The organism is Kiritimatiellia bacterium, from assembly GCA_025054615.1.
GTDB lineage: Bacteria > Verrucomicrobiota > Kiritimatiellia > CAIVKH01 > CAIVKH01 > JANWZO01.
This window is the reverse complement of sequence record JANWZO010000001.1, coordinates 93,927-116,798: the sequence shown is the minus strand read 5'-3', so window position 1 is coordinate 116,798 and position 22,872 is coordinate 93,927. Positions and strand designations below refer to the sequence as shown.

The window sequence follows — 22,872 nt, the reverse complement described above, 5'->3', positions numbered from 1 at the left end:
CACAATTCCGAACACGCGCGATCTCGAATCTGCATCGTCCGGATGCTGTTCGCCAGCCATGAACGCGCCTGAACCGTTGCCGGAGTGTCCGCTGCCTTTGCGCCATTATCCCCGGATCGTTCTGGCGCACGGGGGCGGAGGCCGCCTGATGCAGGATCTTATCGAGCACGTGTTTCGACCGGCATTTGCTAATCCCTATCTGGATCAGCGCCACGATGGCGCTGTACTCGAGGCGGCCGCGGGACCCCTCGCATTTACCACCGACTCCTACGTGATTCGGCCACTCTTCTTTCCAGGGGGCGATATCGGGTCTCTCGCAGTCAACGGTACGGTGAATGACCTCGCAATGTGCGGAGCGCGGCCACTGGGACTGAGCGCCGGATTTATCCTCGAGGAAGGCCTGCCGATGGATACGCTTCGCCGCATCGTCGCTTCCATGGCCGCCGCCGCACGACGCGCCGGTATTTCGATCGTGACCGGTGATATAAAAGTCGTCGAGCGCGGTCGTTGCGATGGCGTGTACATCAACACCGCCGGAGTGGGGCGGGTCATCGCCCCTTCGCCGATACGTCCTGCCGAGATTCGGCCAGGCGATGTCGTCCTAATCAACGGCGATGTTGGGCGGCATGGGACGGCGATTATGGCCGCTCGGGAAGGGATTGGGTTTGAGTCGCCCCTGGAGAGCGATTGCGCGCCGGTGCACGCCGAGGCCCTGGCGCTCCTGGAGGCGGGCGTCGCGGTCCGTTGTTTGAGGGATTGCACGCGTGGCGGACTGGCTGCGGCCTTGATCGAGATCGCGCGGGATCGCGGCCTTCGGATCCACATCGACGGCCGGGCGATCCCCGTTCGCGACGAGGTTCGCGGTGCCTGTGAGATGCTCGGCCTCGATCCTCTTTACGTGGCCAACGAAGGGCGCTTTGTCGCGATCGTCGCGCCGGAGGATGCCCCTCGCGCCTTGTCCCTCATGGGCACGGCGGCGTCCATCATCGGCCGGGTCACCGAAGAGCCGCGCGGCGTCCTCACGTTGACCAGCGAAATCGGGGCCACACGGGTCCTCGACCTGCTCACCGGCGAGCAACTGCCCCGTATTTGTTGACTGGGTCGGCTCAGTGGGTTGCCCGATGACTCGCGACCTACGCGACCGTCACGGATTGAATTGAGTGCCGGGCACTGAGTAGTAGAACTTGTTCGTCCAATAGATCGTATTGGTCGTTCGCCGGACGAAAATGATGGCATCGTCCGGCTCGATGACCTTGGTGTTCGGGTTTGGCGGCGAGCTAAATTCATTTGTGGAGTACGCAAAGATCCGCCAGTTCCACTGATTGGTCATCCGGGCTCGGATCTTGGGGTGCTCAACCGAACCCATCCCGCGGTTGCGGAGAATGCGTATTTCATCCGACTGCGTCGGAAGCGGAGTCGCTGAGATACCTGACCCGGCTAGACTCATCTCGTTCAGCGAAAGGCGGTAAGGGTAGTTCCAACTCATGATCCAGTAATAATCATTGGAGGCGCCAGGGGGGCGCCCCGGGATTTGAACGACAATCGAGTTGGTCTTCACGCGGCCCACGAGGGATAGCATCGTGGTTGGCGCGGAGGAGGGGAGCTCGATCATGAAGCCCTGATGGAGCGGCACAGGCATCTCATTGGCGGAAGGTCCCCAATCGTTGGTCCATCGACGCCAGGTGTTGGATATCCCATCGCCATACAGCCCGATAACGTTGGTGGCAAAGTTGTAGGTGCCGCCGATATTGGTCGGTGCGAACCAGTAAATCCGCGTCGCGTTTGCGTAGGTCAGAGAAGCGGGCAAACGGTCGAGTCCGAAAATGTGCGCGACGGTGTTAGTGTCCGGCTCAAAGAAGAGAGAGTGCCAATTTTCACCTGGCACGAGGCGAAGCGTTTTTTTGACGTAGACGGCTGGACTCGAACGTCTCTGCGGGTGCACGCCCGCTTTCCACTTTTGTTGGCCGGCCACCCGATAGAAGCGCATGGTGCGGCCCATGGCCTCAGGCACTGGCCGGAATCGGTTCGTGGCGTTGAATCCACCCACATCCGTCAACACGCTGATCGGCGTAGTTGTCACGCTCCAAATGATGTCCCACTCATTTGATAAACCGTTGGTGAATGAGAGCGCATCTACATAGACCACATCGTAGACCTTGTTGGGTGTTCCCGTGACGGTTAGATGGATAACATTTGTAGGCGAGCCGCTGACAGCGATTCCCTGAACGATTCCGAAGGAAGCGGATTCGGTTCGTCCCGTAATTAACAGTCCCGGACCTTCATTACCGGCCCGATCACGGCCCGAGATCAAGATGCCATAGTCCGTGTCCTCGAGAAGATTCGAAATTATGATGGTGGTTGTGTTATTGGAGGCGAGTTCGGGATAGCCGCTGGTTCGGGTCAGAAGGGTCGTGGAAACGGGGTTACCATTCGTATCATACTGGTATACCCGAATGACGTAGGTATCCCAGGGCGAAAGCGGCTCCTGATCGAGGGTTCTCCACCCTGCAGCCTCATGGGCGTTGCTCGAGGCCGGTGTCCATTCGATCCGCATTTCTGTGGCGTCATCGATCAACGGGTCGCTCACAATGTCCACGTCCTGCACCGCTGGCGGCGGATTCGTATCGATTCGGACGATAAATGAGCGAGGTTCGCTCATCAGCCGGTCTTGCAGGCGATCGATATCTTGGTCGATCGCAGCGATCCAACCCGTGACAATTCCCGAGGCGTTGGACAGAGTGATGCTTAGATTCGTGATACCTGCCCCTATGCCGATCCCGTCATTTGTACCCAAGGGCGGGCTTGATCCAAAACTTGGCGGGACGAGGCGATACTCGGCAATCGGCGACAGGTTGTCGCGCGCCGGCGCCCAGCTCAGGGTTATGTCCGTCTTATTCGTCCAACCTGAATTTTCAGGGTCTTCCAGAGATCCGTCAGCGATCACTTCTATATGGTCCACGGCGAGAGGCGGCGCACCGGTCGGGCCGACGCGGACCAGTCGATAAACTGAGGTTGCAGCGGTGCCGACCGCCCACGCGTATTTTACGTATTGCGTACTGGTGATCTGATTGGTGCCGAGGCTGTCCCATGCGCTGCCCGTCCAGCGTTCGAGCACGAGCATACTCGAATTGGTCCCGCCATCGAGGCGGGCGTCGAGCGCAATTCGTCCAACAGCAGCTCTCGGCGGGAGCTGAACATAAGCGCCCGTAGGTGAGGCGGGGAAGACCAGCTTATTCAATCCCGCCGCAGCGCCACCCGGCGTCAACCCGCAAGTGCCGACCCAAATACCGGTCGCTGAGCCCACAACGATAGTTTGCGTCCAAGTCGATCCGCCGGTGAGGAATGCTGGCCAGCTTTCATTGGTCTCGAATCCGGTGAACAACAGGGTTCGATCGCTGTAGATCCCTTGGAAGAATAGGTCAGCCGTGGTGGGTTCTTCATCGTCATCATCGTGGACGCTAAACGACAGCGGCTGTCCGGAGGCGTCATAGGGTTGGTCAATTATGAGTTGCCCTTTGGAGTTGATTGCTGACAAGCGGACCGTGTGAACGCCGAGAACGACATCGGATGGACTGAGCGGAGGCTGCTGGGCATTTATGGCGGTTAGAACGGTTCCTCCGCCACTGTATGTCAGATTGGTCAGCAAGATGTTTGAAAACAACACGGTTCCTGTGGGGCCTAGAAGATCAACATGGGGAAGGGTGAGCGTATTGGTCATGCCATCCGGATGAAGGAATGTAGCCGTGATGCCATAATTACCCAGGCGCAACTGCTCGTCCGAAACCTGAAAGTCGCCGTCCACATTAAAGTTTGTGATCGAGATCGCGACGGACGCCAACAGTTGCGTGAACGACGGCGCTACCCGGATTTCGTCAAATGTAGTCGCGCCGCTATCCGCCCCGCTCCACGAGCGGACATGAAGCGCCAAAGCATTGATTGATTGAGGAGCGACAGCGGCGGGAACCACGTAGTCAGCATCCCAGGAGACCGGCTCGTTGCCGGGCACCACATTGGAGGGCGTGTAGACGTTGAGCGCAAATTGTCGGTTCGAAAACGTGTATCGGGCGATAAGCGTGTAGAACATATTGGTGTTCACGGAGATTGAGGTCATCGCGCCGTTCGACGAAATATTCTCTTGGATGCCGAAAACATTTGTGTTGGCGGGAACCCCAATGAAAAGTCGGGGCATTAAGTTGGAGATCAGCAGAATGCCGACACGTCGGTTGCCGTTGACCAGGCTTGCTCTCACGGTGAAGCTCACATAGAGAGAGCCGGTCGAAAATGTCTGACCGAATGGACGAATGCGTGTTGCGTCAGCGTTGACGCCGGGCGGTGGCAGATGCAAGGCGTTGCCGCCTCTGGGGAAATAATTGCTGGGCAACTGCACCTGAACCTGGGCCGCGGTATAGGAGCCAGGCCCAACCGGCCAGGCACCGGCCCAACCGATTCCGCCGTCCAGCCCACCCAGCGCAACGCCATTCGTGTAGGAGAAGTTTTCCGCGATGGGCGAAGGATGGTAGGGGGTGTTGGTCCCTGCCAGGACGCCAAAGGAGTAGATCGTGCCCGTAGAACTATGAATTCGATACTGGTTGAACGATCCCGCTCGGACAACGTGTTCCAGAGAGGTTGCTGAGCCTCGATAAATGACCCGCGCGCCCCCTCCTAGAGAATCACCGGGAAAATACGGGGTTCCACTGGTAAGAAGCGGCGGCGGGTTCGTCTCGTTATGCGTGACAATCGTCTCCGCCGACCCGCCCGGATTCCATGACAGCCGCACCATCTGGGGACCATCGGCGACAATCGATATGTTGGATGGCGCCAGCAATCCGGGGAGATATCTTAGATAAATCGCCGTAGCCGTAGCCGTAACGCTGAAGGAGCCGCCGTTTAGAGGCGGAACAAAGGATGAACTGTCGATGGCAAAGTGGTTCGGCGCAAAACCAACAACCGTCGCCGCCGTCGCGATCATCCACGAATATGTCGCGGAATTAACAAAAGCTGTTGGGTTCCCGGCAACACGCAGGGTGACCGGTTGAGAGGGGGTTGCGCCAATCGTCAGCGCAAATCCCGAAATATTCAGAAAGTCCCAGTGCAGTCCGGGAATCGATCCGGTGGCATTCCCGACGTTCACCATCCACGTGCAGGAGGTGTGCAGAGTTGAAGCGCCTAAGGCGCGCAGTTGACCTACGGTGTTGCTCGCCGGACCGATATCCAGCCATCCGTTAAGAGAGAGCGACTGGACCGTTCCCGAGCCAACCAGGATGGCGCCGCCGGACACAGTGACCGGCGCGTTGCTCAGGTGACCCCGAAGATACGTGGTTCCGCCCTCTAAAATCACAGGACCCGCCAGCGGATGAAAATTGCTAAAAATCAGGTCACCGGAACCTGTACACGTGAGGGCGGAAGTCCCCAAAACCGACCCTTGGAATGTGAGCGAGTTCGCCTCAACCCGGACAAGACTTGGCGACTGGATCAGCGTAGTGCCCGTCAGACGCGCTTGTCCGCCGAGGTGCCGCAGCGCCCCAAGGCCGCCTACGCCGGAGCCATTGAGGACATTTCGCTCCGGAATTACAAGGTTGTTGGTGATCTCCAAGGCCGCGCCGGCGATCACCGTGTTAGAGCCCGCGGTGGATCCCAGGGCATTGTTCGCGAAAATGCGAACCACGCCTTGGCTAATCCAACTGTTTCCATTGAACAAGTTGTTTTCAAAAAGATCGAGGCGACCCGGTCCTGTTTTCAGCAGGTGTCCGTTGCCGAGCACCAGATTCGACACTCCCAGAACGCCGTTGCCAGCTATTCGGAAAACAGCGCTCGTCGTCAGCGATACGGGGCCGCGCAACATCGATGTCCCCGTGATATGTCGCGTTTCAATAACGCGTTCGCCGACCTGCCGAACTACGATCGGATTGGTGACGGTCAGACCCGCGTCCTCAATAATGAAATAGGCATTTGAAGCTCCGACATTCGGCCCGATCCGGTACTCACCCCGAATCGTGGCGATCACGCCGGTGAGCCTGACAATGCCACCATCCACATTCAAATGCATGAACCAGTTGGTATGGCCAAGCACCAATTCACCGGGCCCACGCTTATTGAGAGATCCGCTGATGATTGGCGCCTCAAACCAGACACTGCTATTCGTTTCAACCGTGAAAACACGGCCCCCAACGACAATGTCACTTGTTCCCCGAAAACGCAGGATCCCGCCGAGCGAATTGGAAAACCACGTGTTTTGCCCGAACACAACATCGCCGGCGTACGTGACAATCCCCGTAGACTGGTTGACGATCCACCGAATCCCGTTGCCCCCCGACGCGATCTGGAGAGGATTTGAAATCGTAACGTTCGACCCGCCAAAAGCCAATTGCGGCGAATTGAGGGCGAGCGTGATGACGTTGGTGTGATTCGGTCCGGGCGTTACATCAAATCTCAAGGTGCCCCCATTCACCGTGTAGGGGCCCGTGTTCAATGCCGAGCCTGCAACCTGCCAGACCCCGCTCCAAATCGTAATTGATCCCGAGATGGAATTGGTCCCCAGGGTTGCCACCGATCCGGGACCCCACTTCACCACCGATCCCGTCCCGGAAATCGGACCCTGAAGGTTCCACTGCGCGGACGGCGATAACCCTGTGATGGTCAGCGGGCTTGAAAGCACGATACCCCCAAGGCTGATCACTGTACCCGTTTGCGCGAGATTGACGGAGCGGGCCGCCGTTGACCCCGGCTCCGTCACAATTGGATTTGAGATCGTGATCCCCCCGGCAAGGAAGCGCAGCATGGCCGGTGTACCATTCGAGCTGCCCAGGAAAATGGTGTTTGTGTGAGTCGGACCGCCGGAGACTCCATATTCCAGAACGCCGCCCTCCACCCTCGTCTCGCCGGAATAATTCGGCGGCCACTCAAAGCGGGCCCAAGTATTCGAGGCAAGCCGCAAAGTTCCGGCCATAGACCCCGAAACGGGCCCCCGGAAAACCACCCCCGCATTCGTGTTGTTTCCCCAGATTCTTGCGCCATTTCCCCCAAGTTCGATGTTATGGAAAATGATCGATCCCGATAGGGGAAGTAGCTGAAAGTTGGTCGAACCCGACCTCACTGGAAACGCAATCGTTAGATCATTCGTGCTGTAGTTGGCGATCCAAGGCCCATTTGTCCCCAGGGCGTGAAAGGTGTTTTCAAGGATGCCCGTAACGGCGCGTGCAGCCGCGTTGTTCGTAAGCCAAAGCCGAAAGCGGTTGGTGATAGACAGATTGTTTGTGCTCACCATCGCCTTGTGCGAATTGGTGAACATGATGATTTCATAACCGGTCGGCGCCTCCGCCGCGAGGGTGTCAATTCGCACCCAGTTCGAGGGCGTGGACCACCACAAATCACCCGGCGGCGAGTCCGAGCGCCATGAATACCTGATTTGGGCAAAAACGGCGTCAAGGCCGCTAAGCAGGGAAAAAACAAGAGACAACAGGACGCTAGTCCTGGAATAGCCGAAATTCAGTAAAAATAATCCACGGCCAAAATGCTTTAGCCTCGACATACCCACCACTTCGAAAAGTTTCGTACTCCCACATATATATATACAGGCAACAATGTATTGTTGAGTCGGATTTACACAACTTGTCGACTAACAAAGGGTTACACTTGGGTTTTATTTCTGGTAGTAAAGCAATTCGCGAGGATCTTGCAGCGCAAAACAGCTTCTGAGACGATAGCCTTTCTAATGAAAAGCGGGTGCCCTTCCCCAACGAGTCAAACGGTTTCTTTTAGTGCTAAGGAGACGCGATCCATCGCGGCTGGACTGGCCCGGCGGCTGGGGCCGGGGGCGGTCATCGCCCTTCATGGGGAGCTGGGCTCTGGGAAGACCTGCTTCGTACAAGGATTGGCCGAGGGCCTGGGCTGCGCCGCAGCTGTCACCAGCCCAACGTTCACGCTTCTCCACGAGTATCGGGGTGGGCGACTTCCGCTGTACCATGCCGACCTGTACCGCATTCAGTCGCCGGAAGAATTCCTCAAAGCGGGACTGATGGACTACCTGGAGGGCGATGGCGTCATCGCAATCGAATGGGCGGACCGGATTGCCGAACTTCTTCCGGCCGCGACCCTCCATGTCCGGCTCGCCATGGGCGCCAAGCCAGACGAGCGGATCATTGAAATTCGGGGACTTGCCCCATGATATTCGCGGTCGACCTTTCCAGCCGACTTGGCGGTATTGCCCTACTTTCGGAGAGCGGCGAGGTCGTCGCCGTTCAGGAGTGGGAGGACGCTTCCGCTCGGCATCTAGCGTTCTGGCCTGCACTTCGCCGCCTTGTTGCGGAATCGATTCCGGATTGGTCCACGATTCGACTCTTCGCGGCAGGGCGCGGGCCAGGTTCCTATTCCGGCCTTCGCGCCGCGCTAACGGCTGTACGCATGCTCGCGGCACCCGGCGGACAGCCGATTCGTGCCGTCAGTAGCGCCGCCGCGACGGCCCTCGAGTGGTGGGAAAAATCGTCGGGCACTCCAAGCCGGGTCGTCGTCGCGGGGGACGCACGGCGCGGGTGCGTGTGGTACGCGGAGTTTGAGCCAGTTCCCGGTGGCGTTGTTCGCGTCGGTGAGTACCGGGTGATCCCGGCTGCCGAGTTCCGCGATATTGCGAGCCGGGCGACGGTCATCTCGAGTGAACCGGAACGCCTGGCCCAATCAGCCGCGATTCCGTCGGCTTCAATTATCACGGCTTATCCGACCGCCAAATCTGTCGGCCGCCTTGCGCGCAGCGCCGCGCACGAAGAGCCGTGGGAGCCGCTGTATTTGCATCCCCCGGTCTGAACCGGCGGTCCGTTGCCAAGCGGAACCTGGGCCCTCTCGCCGAAAATTCCATTCTATGGAAAAACGGCTTTGAAAAGTTCCATGCGATGGAAAAAATTTTTTTGAGATTTCCATCCCATGGAAATTTTGCGCGATGGAAAATGAGACCTACGAGACCGCCGGAGAGCTGGGCACTAGCCCGGCGCCCGACGGGCAGAATGGCGCCGCTTCCGGATCGGACCCGCGGAGGCTTAGCCGGACGGAGCGGAGATCCCGCTCGGTCGCGGATGCCTTACGGACGCTTGTGCGCGATCTGTTTGCAGACCAGTACGGGGCTCGAGCGCCAGAGGGCGACCTCTCGCTCGTCCTGCGGGTACGGCTGCGTCCGGCAGAGAAATGGGCGCTCTCGTTTGAACCGCCGCTTCCGGAGCAACTGGCGGAGCAGTTGGCAGACGCTCAAGCTGCGCGTCTCGGGTTTGTGAGGGGATCGGTCTACTGCTACCGCTGCGAGCGCACAGACTGCGAGCATGCGCGGCCGCCTACGCCGAGGTCGGTTTTCGCGGGGTACGACGCGGCCGGTCGGCCGACATGGGAGGAGTTGCCCCAAGCCCTGCTGCGGGTTCGACATCCGCGAGTCGATGAACTGTTCGGCCGGCCGCCAGCGGTTTTGGCGGGTATGCAATACGGGCGCGAGGTGCGCGGCGAGCAGTTGACGGCGTTCGGCCGCGCTTCGAAGACCTACGCAGTGCTGGGCCAGGTGGTGGCGGGGTATTTCGAGGCGCCCCGCGCGGCGGGTGCGGCGCAGGAGGCGCCTGAGCGATTGGCGGTCACGTTTCAGGTTGTGGAATCGCGCGGGGCCAAGGGCGAATTTCGACTGCAGCTCAACACCCTGGCCGCCATGCCGGATGGTGTAGGTTTCGATGCGTGGATAGGCGGCAGTGCGCCGATGGCTCTTTTTCGCGCGCAGATGCGGGCGCGCCGCGAGGTGGCGGCGTTGGAAGCCGGCGCTCGAGCCGCCCGCGAACGGGGCGACATGGACGCGGCGCGGAAGATTCTTCAGCGTGTGCCGGGGGTGCTTCATCGATTGGCGGATGCCCTGGAACGCGGAGCTCGCCAGGCGCAGCGGCGCACCCGCCATGCGGAAATTCGTCGAGCCGAGCAGCGGCCAGTGCCCAAGGCGATCGAAGACGCGCTGGCTTCAAAGGACGAAGCCATTTTTTACGACCTGAAGGCGCAAACGTTTGTCGTTGCAGGACCGAAGGGGCGGACACACGCCTTCACCGATGAGGGCCGGCATGTGACCAGTTTCTTCATGCGGCCCGGCGCGGCGGAATTCCGCGTGCGGACGGGCCGCTGGCGCGCGGCCGAGCCGGCGGAAGTGCAAGCCCTTCGGGACCGTTGGGCGACCGGTCCTTCCTAGATTCGGCTAGCCCTTCCCACGTTTGATTTGGAAGATGAACCCATGACCATGAACCTTCGAAACGCCCGCCGGGCCGACGGGCGGAAACCCGGCGAGTTGCGGCCCGTAACGATTGAGCTGAACCCCGCGCCGAATGCTGCTGGATCCGCGCTGATTGCCATGGGCAACACGCGAGTCCTTTGCGCGGTGATGGTGGAGGAAGACGTCCCCGCCTGGATGAAAAAGCAGAAGGTCGAGGGCGGCTGGGTCACCGCGGAATACAGCATGCTGCCGTATTCGACGCCGGAGCGGACCAAGCGCGAGGTGTCCAGCGGAAAAATCAGCGGCCGCACGCAGGAAATCCAGCGCCTGATCGGCCGCTCACTACGCGCCGTGATCGATCTGAATCTGCTCGGCCCGCGGACGCTCTGGTTCGACTGCGATGTGCTGCAGGCGGACGGCGGGACACGGACGGCCTCGATCACGGGGGCTTGGGTTGCCGCGCGCCTAGCGGTGGATCGCCTGTTGCGCGAGGGAAAACTCACGGCCGATCCGCTGCGGGAGGCGGTGGCGGCGGTCAGCGTCGGGATCGTCGGTGGACGGCCTGTTCTTGATTTGAACTATGAAGAGGACGTCGCCTGCGAGGTCGACATGAACATCGTGATGACGTCGCGGGGCCGATGGGTTGAAATCCAGGGGACCGCCGAGGAGGAACCCTTCACGCGAGACCAGTTGGAAGCCTTGCTCGCGGTGGCCAGCCGCGGGTTGCGCCGACTGTTCGCCGCACAGCGTGCCGCTCTACGCAGCGTCAAGCGGTCAGACGGGACGTGAGCTGCATCATCCGGCGGGCGATTCTGCAGCCTACGGAGGCCAGCCGATCCGTCCCGCGCCGACCCGGAAAAATCGGGTCGTCGCCGTGAATGGGGACGAATACTCCAAAAGCCCGCCGTATCCGTTCGAGGGACCCCACACCGCCGACCATCCGCCTGTTTGAAGCTGGTCCGTAGCGAAGACGCGGTACTGCACGCCGGTCTGCCCGAGCCATCGAATTGACCAGACCCCGCCGGTTGCGGAGGTGGCGGAGATTCTAAGAAATGAAGTGGGGTCGAGGGGATTGGTATTCGCGATAAACTCCGACAGATTCGAGGCGCCATCAAGATCGGGGTCGAGGGATGCGTCAGTCGGATCGCGAGGATTCAATCCATAGGCTGTCTCCCAGTCGTCCGCCATTCCGTCGCCGTCGTCATCCGGATCGGCGCCCAGCGGAAGGCCGTCGAGGTCGGTGTCGGTCACCACTTCGAATGCGTCGAGATAAATCGTCGCATTGGCATTGGTGGGCACATCGAGGTTCAGGAAGATGTTCAGCCACGCACTGCTGTCGTGGAGGGACCAGTTGTAAGGAAAGATCAGTGTGTGCCAGGCGCCGTCCGGCGGGCAGGAGGTCGTGGCCAAAGGATTCCAAGAGGATTCGGCGCTCTGGAAGATGAGGCGGACAGACGTCCAATCCGTGCCGGGCATGACCTTGACGCGGAGGTAGATGGCATTGTTCGAGGACCACGGTGTCCACGGGTCGCTCATCGCAGCGAGATCGCACGCGACGGTCACGCCGTACGGCCAAGTGGGCGCTGTGTAGTCGACGCGGAGGCACTTGGACCCTTCATAAGGGCTGTTGGTCGAGAGGCTGACGGCAAAGGGCGGCCCGCCGGTGGCCCATCCGTCAAACGAGTAGTTCCAGCCGTAGACCAGGCCGCGCAGGTCGCTTGCGTGGAGGAAATACCGCTGATTGCCCTGCGCCGCGCGCAAGCGGTTGAGGTATTCGGCGCGCACAGCGGGGTTCGAGGTGACGGTCCAGTTGACATAGCTGTTTTGCGCCTCGGCTTCGATTTTGTACCAGTTGAACCAGTTTATAGCCTTGATGCGGGGGAAGTGGACCGAGATGTCGAGCGCGTTGGTTGTGTCGCCGTGGATGTTATACACCTGATCCAGCCATAGGCGCTTGATCTCGAATTCGTTCGTGGTTTGCCCGGGCGGCCAAGCCGGATTGGGAGGGTTCGGCGCGCCAGGCCGAAAGTAGGCGGCCGTTTCCGCGATGATGAGGGGTTTCCCTCGGCCCTCGGCCCAGTCTGCGTAGAAGTCGGGCAGCCAGGTGAGGTCGCCGCCGTTAGGGCCGTTATAGTTGCCCGTCAGGTTGTGGGCGAATTTTCGCGCTTCGGGCGTGCAATTGTACCACCAGGGATAGACCTGGCCCCAGTGGTAAAGCGTCATGCCGACCCAGTCGACATACTGGTCGCCAGGGTAAAACGGGCTGTACGGGTCGTCATTCAGCACGCCGGGATTGTTCAATACGCCGTCACCGTTGCTGTCGAGAAGGACCCAGTCAGCCAGTGTACCATATCCATTCGTATAGGTCGCACGAGTCATGCCAATGAAGGTGCTGAAGGGGTAACCTGTCGCTTCGTTTGGCGCCCAGATCATGACAGTATTGGTCGCGATCGAACGGATGGTCTGAGCCATCAGGCGGAACTTTTCGCGATAAAGCTGCGGGCGCATGCGCCACGGGTACCAGTCTCCGTTCATTTCATGCGCGAATCGGACCATGATCGGCACACCCTGCGCATTCCACCAGGCGCACCATCCAGCAAATACAGCGCAATTGCTCGCGTTGACCGTCTCGAGTCCGCCCATCGGCTCCAAGGTGATCATGTAAATCCCTTGAGCCTCCCGCACTTGCCCCACGTGGCTGTCGAGGTGGCCATACCCGCTTGCAGAGGGAAAATACGTAAAGTCGACGAAGATCACATGATCCCAGCCGACCATCCCGTTGAACTGTCCCGCATATTGGCTGCCCCAGTCGAGATTCACGCCCGTCAGCACGCCGCGCGCGGGCTCGAGTTTCGCACGAGTTGGACGCGCTCTTGATGTCAGCTCGAAATTATCCATCAGAAGAACGCCGGTCGTTCCCTGACCGGTTGCCGCGGCCACGGCGCGAGCCCACGCGGCATTCGATGGGGCGTTGCCCTCAACTTCATAATAGGTCCATGCATTTGTGACGCCCGTAACGCGGGTAGTATGCGCCGCGATCATGCCCATGCCCGCGTCTAGAAATTCGAGCTTCAGCTCGATCGACGAATACACATAGTTTGTCTCGGCATAGAAATAACCGCTCAGAATGTACCACAGGCCGCCGGTCGCCGGGACGTCTTGATACCAGCCGCTGAAGTTCGTGCCGTACCAGCCGTGCATCGTTGCCAGCCAGCCGTCTGCGTCGTGGGAGCCCCAATTTTCACGGCTCGTTTCTCCCCAGGCTTGCCAATGAAGGGCCGAGGGCGATGCGTTGGTGGTTCCGTCAGGGCCCAATTGGAATCCGGGATTCAGGAGCAAGTTGGACTGGGCGAGCGCGGAGACGTTTAGCGAAAAAGCAGCGAAGAGGTAGACGGCGATCGAATAGAATGGGATTCGATTCATGTAGTGATCATCGCGGAGGTGGGCCGCGGAACGCCATGCGTGAGATTGCCGAATTTTCGTCCTGAATTGCGGATCCGCCGACCCGAAGCCGTGGCGCCCTCAACGAATGCGGCCGTAAAATTGCGGGTCCACAAGACGATCGCGGGGCGGCTGGGATCTGTCGATTCGGGAGAGAGCCCATCTCGCGTCGGCACGGATCTGCGGATCGGGATGGCGGCTCAGCCGCGCGAGGTCCCGCTTCGCCGCGCGATCTCTCCAGATGCCCGCAAGTCGGATCAGTTCACGCAACCGGGCGCCCTCGGCCCGTCGAATTGCTCGGCGCACGGAAGGCTTCGCAGGAGCGCCGATCTCGAGTAATGCGCGGGCCGCGGCGTTTCGCACGAGGATTGAGGAGTCGCCGAGCGCGTCAAGCAGTGCGTCGATGTCCGCGCGAGAACGGAATCGCGCGAGCGCGTTTGCCGCCGCGATTCGGGTACGTTCGGCGTCGGCCGCGAGGAGACCTCTTGCGCGCGCATGTGCCTCTTCGACTCGCCAGAGACCCAGCGTTCTCAGCGCGGCATTTCGCTCCCGCTCGACGTCCAGCATCCGCAGCAGGCGGGGGATGGACTCGTCGTCCCGCGGATAGAGACCGAGTAGGAACGCACAGGCGCGCCGGGTCTGCTCATGGGGGGAATCCAATCCGCTCCGCAGCACCGGGATGCCCTCGGCGGCCGGAACTTGCCGCTCGACAAACTCATGCGCGACCACATGCAGCATCAGATTCTCCATGTGCATCCGGTCTACCATGGCGCGCAATGCGTCGGCGCCGAGTGCATCCAATTCTTTGCGGGCTGCTTCTTTTTCGGCGCGGCGCGCCGGCGTATCGCCATATTGCAGAGCGCGCCGTAACAGCTCGTCGTAATCAGGACCGGCGGGTGAGGGCTCCGCGGCGATCAGCACGAACATGATGCAGGCGACCAGTTTAATCACCGTCCACCCCCGCTGGATCGTCGAGGAGGGCACCATAGAGGGCGCGGATGGCGATCGCGCCGTCCCGTGCTCCGGAGGAGTACTGGTCGTGTCCCGCAAGGTCCAGCAACAGACCGAGACTGCCCGATTCGCGGAATCCTCCGGTGTTCCCAACTCCTTGCGCAGTCTCCGCCTCGCGCGCTCCGTAGACGTCATCGCCCGAGGAATCAATGAGAATTCCAACGGAATTGTTCATGCCGTGGCCCTGCGCGTGGCGGTCGGCCGCATAGGTGTCGCGGCCGGCGCGGTCGAGCAGGAACCCAACCGCAAAGTCGTGGGCCGCTCCTTGCGCCAGGATTCCGCCGAGATAGCGGTCGTCGCCCTCGAGGTCCGCGAGGAGCCCGAGGCTAAGGTGGATTCCGCAACCTTGCCCGTAATGGTGCGTGACATACAGGTCATGCCCGCCGACATCGATGAGCAGACCCGCCGCATAATAGTAACTCGCGCCCTGCCCGAACACATCGGCGAGGTAGACATCGTTCCCAGCGAGATCGACCAGAGCCCCAACACCGCCCCCAGCGAAGGGCCGCGGGCCGATGGCAAACCCTTGGGCGAGGCTTAGGAAACGATGGGGATTTCGTTCGTGGTCAGGTTCCCGGCCTCCGGCGAAATACTCATCCTGTCCGTTTCCGTCGATCAAAAGCCCAAATCCCCGCCATCCGGCGAATCCCTGGCCGTGGTGGCCCACGGCGTAGCGGTCGTTTCCCGAGTTGTCGATCAGAAGCCCGACGCCGGAGAGTGCGGCCCCTTGGGAGAAGGTGGCGGCCTCGTAACGGTCGTGGCCGTCCTGATCCTCGAGGATCCCCGCGCCCCAAATCCCGCAGCCAAGACCTGTATGGGCCAACCGCCAAGTGTCGTCCCCCGCCCGGTCGACCACGACAGCGACACCGAACAGGCCGCCCGCCGCGCCCATCAGATCGCGCGATTCGTAGACGTCATTACCCTCCAGATCGATGAGCACGCTGAGTGGGCTGCCCGCCAGGCCGTTGGCGGCGCCGGCGAGTCCGGTGTATCGCTGACTTCCGCGGGGCGCGATGATCAGCGGAGCGGTTTCGGAGAAGGACGATTCCTGCGTCCCAAGGAGGACGATTCGTCCGAATGCAGGCACGTCGAGGATCAGGGTTTGTTCCGGCCAGTCGGATATGGTTGCCGCGGCCTCGGCGAGTTCACGCGCCGCGCGGTGCGCGATCCGGCCGGCTTCTAGCGCGACGGCATGGCCAAAGCGCAATCCGGTCCGGATGAAGGCCTCGCCGGCGGGTCGCGCATCGAGCTCATCTATGCTCCGGATCTGTGCCTCGATGGCGGCTTCTCCGATTCCGGCCCGCGTGAACGACACCCTGGCTTCGGCATCGTCGCGAAGACGGAATGCCCCGCCAAGCGCGGTCGCCGCAAGCCGTTGTTTTTCATCATCCGAAAGCGGCTGAAGGGCGCGCTCGATGAGCGATTCAGCCCGCCGCGCTTCGCGAATAAACCGACTCAGCGCGGGACGAAACTGGTCAGGGATGCGGGCGAGAACATCGGTGTCCATCTCCGGAGGCGTCTCACTATCGGCGCGTTCAAGTTCCATCAGCGTCCTCGCCAGCTCCCAGAGCGCCTCGGGATCCTTGAGCTGTGCGGTGTCCAGCAGTGTCTGGCCCGCCCGATTCAGCGCCAGCGGGTCATGCAGCGCGCGGCGGATCCAATCGAAGGCGTCGAGCGGCTCGGCCACGTCTTTCTGGAAACCGAGGTCTGCTTCGGATGCGTTGAGCGCGGCCAACGCTCTGTGTAAGGCTAGTGCTTCCGGCTCGCTAAGGTTGATAGCGCGTGCAGTGAGGACGCCCCCTATGACAACGGATGCGGCAAGGACCGTGCGAAGGCCGGGTCGCATCCGGATCACGGAATGACCTGGCGAAGGATGAGACCCGGTTCAACGCGGATCAGGTTCAACTGCATTTTTTCGTAAAGTTCTTTGAGCTCATCGGCCGTCAGTTGGTCTCGCAACATGGGGACTTCGATTGAGGTGTCCCGCTCCAGCAGGATGCGTTTGGTCACCGTCTGATAGCCCGGCCGCGAGATCGCCAGCACATGGTCACCCTGGTACAAATTGAGGCCCTCGATAGGCGTGGCGCCGACGAGCACGCCGTCCACTTCCACCAAAGCGGGATCGGCGCTCGTTCGGACCGACAGGCGCGCCGTCGGCCGGCTTCGAGCGGCTTGGGCGCGTTCCGTGAGCGCACGCTCTATGGCGGGCACCGCTTGATTCAGCGCCTGCTCCATCATCTCGAGTAGATCGTCTTCTCCAAGGAATGTCGCCATGGCCTCGGTCTGCCGGATTTGCCGTCGCACCACACCGTCCTTAGCGGCAATAATCGAGCCATCCCGAGCGTCTAGCGCTTCGAGTCCAACTCGAACGCTGAAAGTGGCCAGCTCTGTCTCATAACCCCCCTGATGGATCAACTGCTTGCCGGGTGAAACGCTCAAGAGTGATCCTCGGATCACCACATCGGCTCGTAGCGATTGAGCGGCCTGCAAAAATGATGGGCGGACCGGTGTGGGCCGGCCTTCATCCATAGGCACGCTCCTCTCGAGCTGCCGCAGAAAATCCCGGCGATCCACTAGGTTGAATTCGGGCCGATTCGCGAAGGCCTTTCCGACGAGAAATGCGCCCTTCTCTGCCAGGGCGTCTCGCGAAACCGAGCCGCCGAGGAGGGAATCGCCGATCTGGCCAGTGCGGTCCTCAAAATCCAGCACCAGGGCCCGAATTGGCGTATCCGATGCAGCGGCCGCCGCCACGGCTGCGATCAAGGCGATCGCGGAAAAGATTCCTTTCATGACTCCATCTCCGATTGAAGGCTTATAACGATAACTTGTCCGCGACAGGTTCGCGAACCTCAAATTCGACGAGGTGACATGTCAATTTATTCACGGCATCACGGAGGCTGACGCCTTGGCATCGCAGAACTACGAGGCCGGTCGGGGTCTATTCATGGTTGCACGAGAAGGCTAATAAATTCATAATACTCTCCACATTCATGACCAGAACAACGATCAAGGACATAGCAAAGGAATGCGGCGTGTCGCTGAGCACGGTGTCGTTGGTGTTGAACAACAACCCCCGGATCAGCCCGGCGACGCGCGAAAAGGTTCTTCAGGCGATCGCCAAGCACAATTATCAGCCGAATGCCTTTGCAAGGAGTCTCGCCTCCCAGTCGAGCGAGGTGTTCAGCGTCGTGGTACCGGACCTGAATCACGTCTTTGCGGACACGTATTTCGGGGAGATCGTCAGCGGCATTTACGACCGCGCCTCCGAGGTTCAATACAAGGTCCTCCTCGATGTGGCCAACCAGCGTTTTGTCGCTTCCGGCGAGCACCTGAACCTTCTGAAATCTCGGCGGGCGGATGCCATGTTGTTCATCGGCTCTTCCGTGCACGATACGTATCTGCTGCAGCTTGTCCGGGAAAACCTCCCGTTCGTGCTTGTCAACCACTACTTTCCTGGCGAGCCGGTCAGCTATATCATGGCCGACTATCGCGAGACCGCCCGTTTGGCTGCGTCGCATCTCCTTTCGTTGGGGCACCGCCGGATCGGCTTCCTGAGTGGGACCAACACCTACACCGCACTGGACCTGCGCGACTCTTTCATCCGCGCTTGCATCGACGGCGGGGTCGCTGCATCCGATATTGTCTGGGCGGATGGCTGGTTCAGCGAGCAGGGCGGTTACGAGGCCACGCGTTGGCTGCTCGAGCGCCACCCCGGCATCACCGCGATCATGGGCGGCAATGATAAAATGGCGATCGGCGCGATGCGTTACCTCCGCGAGCGGAAGCTGCAAATTCCTGATGACATCTCGGTGATGGGCGTGGACGACATGCCCGCCGCGGCGTTCACGAACCCCGGGTTGACGACCATTCACCATGATTTGTTCGCGATTGGCCGTATGGCGGTGGATGCGGCGCTTGGCTTGTTCCATAAAACCTCACCTGCGCCCATTCAGCAGGTGGTATCGGTGCGGTTGGTCCTGCGCGAATCCACCGGTCCGGCGCCCGTCCGCGCGTGAGCCGGTCCGGCGAGATTCGGCGTCTGATCATCGACGGCTACAGTCTCCTTTTTCGCGAATCTTCGGCGACTCGCCAAAGGGGTCAAAGCCTGTCGCATGCTCGAGAGCGGCTCATTCGCCGGATCGATCGGGTGGCGGCCGCGCTCGCCCAGGAAGTGGTGATCGTGTTTGATGGCCAGGTGGCGAACCGCGAGGAGATCGCAGCGGGTCGGCTCTCGCTCATTTTCGCGCCGGCTGGCAGAACGGCGGACGCCGTTATCGAGCAGATGGTCCACGCGGATCCGGACCCTACCTCGGTGTGCGTTGTGAGTTCGGACCGTCTCGAGCTCGTCACCGTCTCAGCAGCTAATGCCATGGCGATGTCGTGCACAACATTCTTGGAATGGCTGGAGCGAGTCGAGTCCGGTATCAACCAGGCGCATACAGCCAGACGGCCGCCTCCGCGCTTTACGATCGGCGACGTGTTCCCCAGCGCATAATCCGCTCGGTTCGCCGTCGTTTTGCTATTGGCGGGGCTCCTCGGCAAGACGCGCATTTCCATGGTCTGGAAAAATTGTTCTAAAAATTTCCATCGTCTGTAAAATGCGCGGCCGTTACATTTCCCGCTCTGAATCGACGCCCGATACGGAGACCACCTGTGGCTGCTCGAAAAACCGCTAAACCGAAATATCGCCGCGTGATGCTCAAGCTCAGCGGGGAAGCCTTCCAAAATGCCGAGACGGGGGAGAGCCTGGACCCCTCGGTGCTGCAGTCGATAGCGGAGCAGATCAAGCGCGTGCGCGCGCTCGGCGTTCAGGTCGCGGTTGTGGTCGGTGGCGGCAATATTTTCCGGGGCATCACGGCGGAAAAGTGCGGGGTGGACCGGACGACCGGCGACTACATGGGCATGCTGGCCACGGTGATCAATTCCCTCGCGTTGCAATCCACGCTGGAGTCGATGGGCGTCCACACGCGGGTGTTGACCGCGATCAACATGCCCGCCGTCGCAGAGCCGATGATCCGGCGCCGCGCGATCCGGCATCTCGAAAAGAACCGCGTGGTGATCTTTGCGGCGGGGACGGGGAACCCGTATTTCTCCACCGACAGCGCCGCGGCTCTCCGCGCGAGCGAAATTGGCGCGGACGTCCTGCTCAAGGCGACGAAGGTCGACGGAATCTACACGGCCGATCCGTTGAAGGACCCGACGGCGCGGCGTTTCCAGCGGATCACCTACCTTGAGGCCCTAACGCGTCAGCTCAAGGTGATGGACGCAGCTGCGTTCTCGTTATGCCAGGAAAACAAAATCCCCATTTTGGTCTTCAACTTTTTCAAGAAAGGCGAAATCTTGCGTGCGGTCACCGGACGCCCGGTGGGCACGCTGGTCACGGAGTGAACCGCGATGGAATCGTTGGATGACATTCTGCTGGATGCCGAAGAGAAGATGGAGAAATCATTCGCCCATCTCCAACAAGAGCTGCACGGGATTCGAACGGGCAAGGCTTCGCCTGCGCTGGTGGAGAACATCGGCGTCGAATACTATGGCGCTGTAACCCGCCTCCGCGAGATCGCGGGCATCTCTACGCCCGAACCGAGGCTAATTGTGATCAATCCGTATGACCCCTCAGCGCGAGAGGCCATCTGCCGCGCGATCCTTGCGGCGAATATCGGCATCACGCCGGTGGACGACGGGCGTGTGATCCGGATCCCGATCCCCGAATTGAGTGAGGAGCGGAGAAAGGAACTGGTCAAGGTGGCCAAACGCGTTGCCGAGGAGGCGCGGGTGGCGGTGCGTAACATCCGCCGCGACGCGAATGACATGATCAAGGCGCTGCAGAAGAACTCCAAGATTACCGAGGACGAGCGCGACCAGGGCATCGAGGAGATCCAGAAACTGACCGATTCGTTCATCAAAAAAATTGATGACCTTGTGGCTGCGAAGGAAAAGGACATCATGGCGGTGTAACGGGACCGCCTTCCCCTCAAGGACACGACATGATCAGGATCCCACGTCTGGCGCGATTCGGGTCGGTGCTCGCCGCGGCTCTTGCCGTTGGGTGCAGCGAGAGCGAGGTTGAGGCCGAACCGAAGGAGACAACTCAGGCGGGGCTAAACGCGGCTTCCCTTCCCGGTCTCGACGGCACGTTTGTCGGTGCTCGGCTGTATGAGGGCGGCGCGGCATCCGTGCAGTTCGATTTCGAACAGCGCGACGGCGCGCTTCGCGGCTCGCTCGCCGACAGCGCCTTCGGCAGGGCGCCGATCACGGGTACGGTTCACTCCAATCGGGTCGAATTTGCCTCGATCCATGACGAGGGGAATTTGATTGTCGAGTGGTGGGGCCAGCCGGATGCCGAACGGACGCGGCTGGACGGAACGTGGCGAGTCGTGGTCGGCCCGCCGGCGGACGGGCGCTGGACCGCCTCCCGCTGACGGCGCGAGACGCGGGCGTATGGCGGGCTCAAGGGAGGGAGAGCGATGCCGATCCACAATGCGGACATAGCGGCGGCTTTTGACGAGATTGCGGATCTGCTGGAAATCAAGGGGGAAAATCCCTTCCGCGTCCGAGCGTATCGCAACGCGGCTCGCGTGCTGGCCGAATATCCGGAGCCGCTGCGCGAAAAGGTCGACCGCGGCGACGACCTGACGCAGATTCCGGGCATCGGCAAGGACCTGGCGCTCAAAATCGGGCAGCTCGTGATCACCGGCCGGATCGCGCAGCTTGAAGAGCTGCGCGCCGAGTTTCCGGCGGGCCTTTTGGACATGTTGCGATTGCCGGGGCTCGGCCCCAAACGCGTGAAGACGTTGTTCAACGAGCTGAACATCCGGGACCTCGACCAGTTGGCCGCCGCGGCGCGAGAGGGAAAAATCCGCCAATTGAAGGGATTCGGCGAGAAAATCGAGTCGGGCATTCTGCACGCAATCCAGACCCGGCAGCGGGAGGGGCGCCGTTTCCAGCGCGCCGCCATGTCGCCTCACGCGGAGGCGCTCTGCCGGCACCTACGGGCCGTCCCCGGCGTCCAGCGGGTTGAGCCCGCCGGAAGCTATCGGCGCGCACGGGAGACGATCGGGGATCTCGATATACTCGTGGAGGCTTCCGATTCAGCCGCGGTGATGGATGCGTTTGTCAAATATGATGAAGTCGCGGATGTGCTGGCGCACGGTGAAACCAAGTCGAGCGCGCGGCTCAGGGCTGGTCTGCAGGTGGATGTTCGCGTTGTTCCGGCGGAAAGTTTCGGGGCTGCGCTGCAGTATTTCACGGGCAGCAAGGAACATAACATTGCGATCCGGAAGATCGCGCAGGCGAAGGGGTTAAAGGTCAACGAATACGGCGTCATGCGGGGAGAAGAGCGGATCGCGGGTCGGACAGAAGAGGAGGTGTATGGTGCGCTGGGACTCGCCGTTCCGCCGCCGGAAATTCGCGAGGACCGCGGAGAAATCGAGCTCGCCGCCCGTGGCGCGCTACCACGGCTCGTGGAGCTGGCCGACATCCGAGGCGATCTGCACAACCACACCGATTGGTCCGACGGCGCCAACACCTTGGAGGAGATGGCCGAGGCGGCGCGCGCGCGGGGATACGAGTACCTCGCGATCTGCGACCACTCGAAACGGCTCACGGTCGCCCACGGGTTGGATGAAAAACGGCTGCTGCGTCAGATCGAGGAGATCGACCGGCTGAACACTCGCCTCAAGGGCATCCGCCTGCTGAAGGGCATCGAGTGCGATATCCTCGAAGATGGTTCGCTTGACCTCGACGATAGCGTGTTGAAGGAGCTCGATCTCGTGGTCGTCTCTGTCCATTCCAAATTCAATCTTTCCCGCGAGCAGCAAACGGAGAGAGTTCTTCGGGCGCTCGACAACCGTTATGCCACGATTCTCGCGCATCCGACCGGCCGGCTGATCCAGCAGCGAGAGCCGTTTGAAATCGACCTGGCGCGCGTAATCGAACACGCGCGGGCGCGGGGCCGCGTGTTGGAACTCAACGCAAACCCCATGCGGCTCGACCTGAACGATGTCCATTGTCGGCTCGCGAAGGAAGCCGGCGTCAAAATTGCGATCAATGTCGATGGCCATCAGACCGCGGAGCTGGCCAATATGGCATACGGGATCGGTCAGGCGCGCCGAGGTTGGCTCGAACCCGGCGACGTCCTCAACACGCTTCCGCTGCCGGAGTTGCTGGCGTATCTTCGCCGCATCCGCGAATGAGGGATGGAA

Annotated in this window: 16 protein-coding genes; 11 read left to right on the top strand and 5 right to left on the bottom strand. The window is 60.9% G+C overall.

Going from position 1 to position 22,872, the window contains the following annotated elements; all coding sequences use genetic code 11:
- The first annotated feature begins 58 nt into the window (after positions 1-58).
- Positions 59-1,096 carry a hydrogenase expression/formation protein HypE gene (gene hypE, locus NZ740_00570; protein MCS6770502.1) on the top strand — a complete coding sequence of 346 codons (1,038 nt, stop codon included), beginning with the start codon at positions 59-61 and terminating at the stop codon, positions 1,094-1,096.
- A gap of 48 nt (positions 1,097-1,144) precedes the next feature.
- Here hypE and NZ740_00565 read toward each other — a convergent pair whose 3' ends face one another.
- A complete protein-coding gene (locus NZ740_00565; protein MCS6770501.1) occupies positions 1,145-7,528 on the bottom strand; it encodes a hypothetical protein in 6,384 nt (2,127 codons plus the stop codon).
- Between the two features lie 183 nt (positions 7,529-7,711).
- On the opposite strand from NZ740_00565, the gene tsaE reads away from it, so the two are divergent.
- The 4 genes from tsaE (at position 7,712) to rph (ending at position 11,005) form a co-directional block, all read left to right on the top strand.
- A complete protein-coding gene (tsaE, locus tag NZ740_00560; protein MCS6770500.1) occupies positions 7,712-8,164 on the top strand; it encodes a tRNA (adenosine(37)-N6)-threonylcarbamoyltransferase complex ATPase subunit type 1 TsaE in 453 nt (150 codons plus the stop codon).
- The gene (tsaB, locus tag NZ740_00555; protein ID MCS6770499.1) at positions 8,161-8,796 is read left to right on the top strand and encodes a tRNA (adenosine(37)-N6)-threonylcarbamoyltransferase complex dimerization subunit type 1 TsaB; all 636 of its coding nucleotides are present in this window, start codon (positions 8,161-8,163) and stop codon (positions 8,794-8,796) included. Before tsaE ends, tsaB begins: the two co-directional genes overlap by 4 nt.
- Before the next feature lie 133 nt (positions 8,797-8,929).
- Entirely contained in the window at positions 8,930-10,195 is a 1,266-nt protein-coding gene (locus NZ740_00550) for a hypothetical protein (GenBank protein MCS6770498.1), read from the top strand.
- Between the two features lie 48 nt (positions 10,196-10,243).
- Positions 10,244-11,005: a ribonuclease PH gene (rph, locus tag NZ740_00545; protein ID MCS6770497.1), complete on the top strand. Its 762-nt coding sequence runs from the start codon at positions 10,244-10,246 to the stop codon at positions 11,003-11,005.
- A 30-nt stretch (positions 11,006-11,035) separates the two neighbouring features.
- On the opposite strand, the gene NZ740_00540 is transcribed toward rph, so the two are convergent.
- From NZ740_00540 to NZ740_00525, 4 genes are all read right to left on the bottom strand, one after another.
- The gene (locus tag NZ740_00540; GenBank protein ID MCS6770496.1) at positions 11,036-13,639 is read right to left on the bottom strand and encodes a glycoside hydrolase family 26 protein; all 2,604 of its coding nucleotides are present in this window, start codon (positions 13,637-13,639) and stop codon (positions 11,036-11,038) included.
- A 99-nt stretch (positions 13,640-13,738) separates the two neighbouring features.
- Positions 13,739-14,608, bottom strand: coding sequence for a HEAT repeat domain-containing protein (locus NZ740_00535; protein MCS6770495.1), 870 nt, complete (start codon positions 14,606-14,608; stop codon positions 13,739-13,741).
- Entirely contained in the window at positions 14,601-16,523 is a 1,923-nt protein-coding gene (locus NZ740_00530; protein MCS6770494.1) for a hypothetical protein, read from the bottom strand. Before NZ740_00530 ends, NZ740_00535 begins: the two co-directional genes overlap by 8 nt.
- Complete coding sequence (locus NZ740_00525; protein ID MCS6770493.1) at positions 16,520-17,458, bottom strand: PEGA domain-containing protein; 939 nt, start codon at positions 17,456-17,458, stop codon at positions 16,520-16,522. The genes NZ740_00530 and NZ740_00525 overlap by 4 nt, the downstream gene beginning before the upstream one ends.
- A gap of 200 nt (positions 17,459-17,658) precedes the next feature.
- Between NZ740_00525 and NZ740_00520 the strand changes: the two genes are divergently transcribed.
- The 6 genes from NZ740_00520 to polX all read left to right on the top strand — a co-directional run bounded on the left by NZ740_00520 (position 17,659) and on the right by polX (position 22,863).
- Complete coding sequence (locus tag NZ740_00520; protein MCS6770492.1) at positions 17,659-18,684, top strand: LacI family transcriptional regulator; 1,026 nt, start codon at positions 17,659-17,661, stop codon at positions 18,682-18,684.
- Positions 18,681-19,163 (top strand): NYN domain-containing protein, encoded by a 483-nt coding sequence (locus NZ740_00515; protein MCS6770491.1) that lies wholly within the window; start codon positions 18,681-18,683, stop codon positions 19,161-19,163. The genes NZ740_00520 and NZ740_00515 overlap by 4 nt, the downstream gene beginning before the upstream one ends.
- Before the next feature lie 200 nt (positions 19,164-19,363).
- Positions 19,364-20,056 (top strand): UMP kinase, encoded by a 693-nt coding sequence (gene pyrH / locus NZ740_00510; GenBank protein MCS6770490.1) that lies wholly within the window; start codon positions 19,364-19,366, stop codon positions 20,054-20,056.
- Between the two features lie 15 nt (positions 20,057-20,071).
- Positions 20,072-20,626 carry a ribosome recycling factor gene (frr, locus tag NZ740_00505; protein ID MCS6770489.1) on the top strand — a complete coding sequence of 185 codons (555 nt, stop codon included), beginning with the start codon at positions 20,072-20,074 and terminating at the stop codon, positions 20,624-20,626.
- Between the two features lie 29 nt (positions 20,627-20,655).
- Entirely contained in the window at positions 20,656-21,090 is a 435-nt protein-coding gene (locus NZ740_00500; GenBank protein MCS6770488.1) for a hypothetical protein, read from the top strand.
- Positions 21,091-21,135: 45 nt separating this feature from the next.
- Complete coding sequence (gene polX, locus NZ740_00495; protein ID MCS6770487.1) at positions 21,136-22,863, top strand: DNA polymerase/3'-5' exonuclease PolX; 1,728 nt, start codon at positions 21,136-21,138, stop codon at positions 22,861-22,863.
- Positions 22,864-22,872 lie beyond the last annotated feature (9 nt).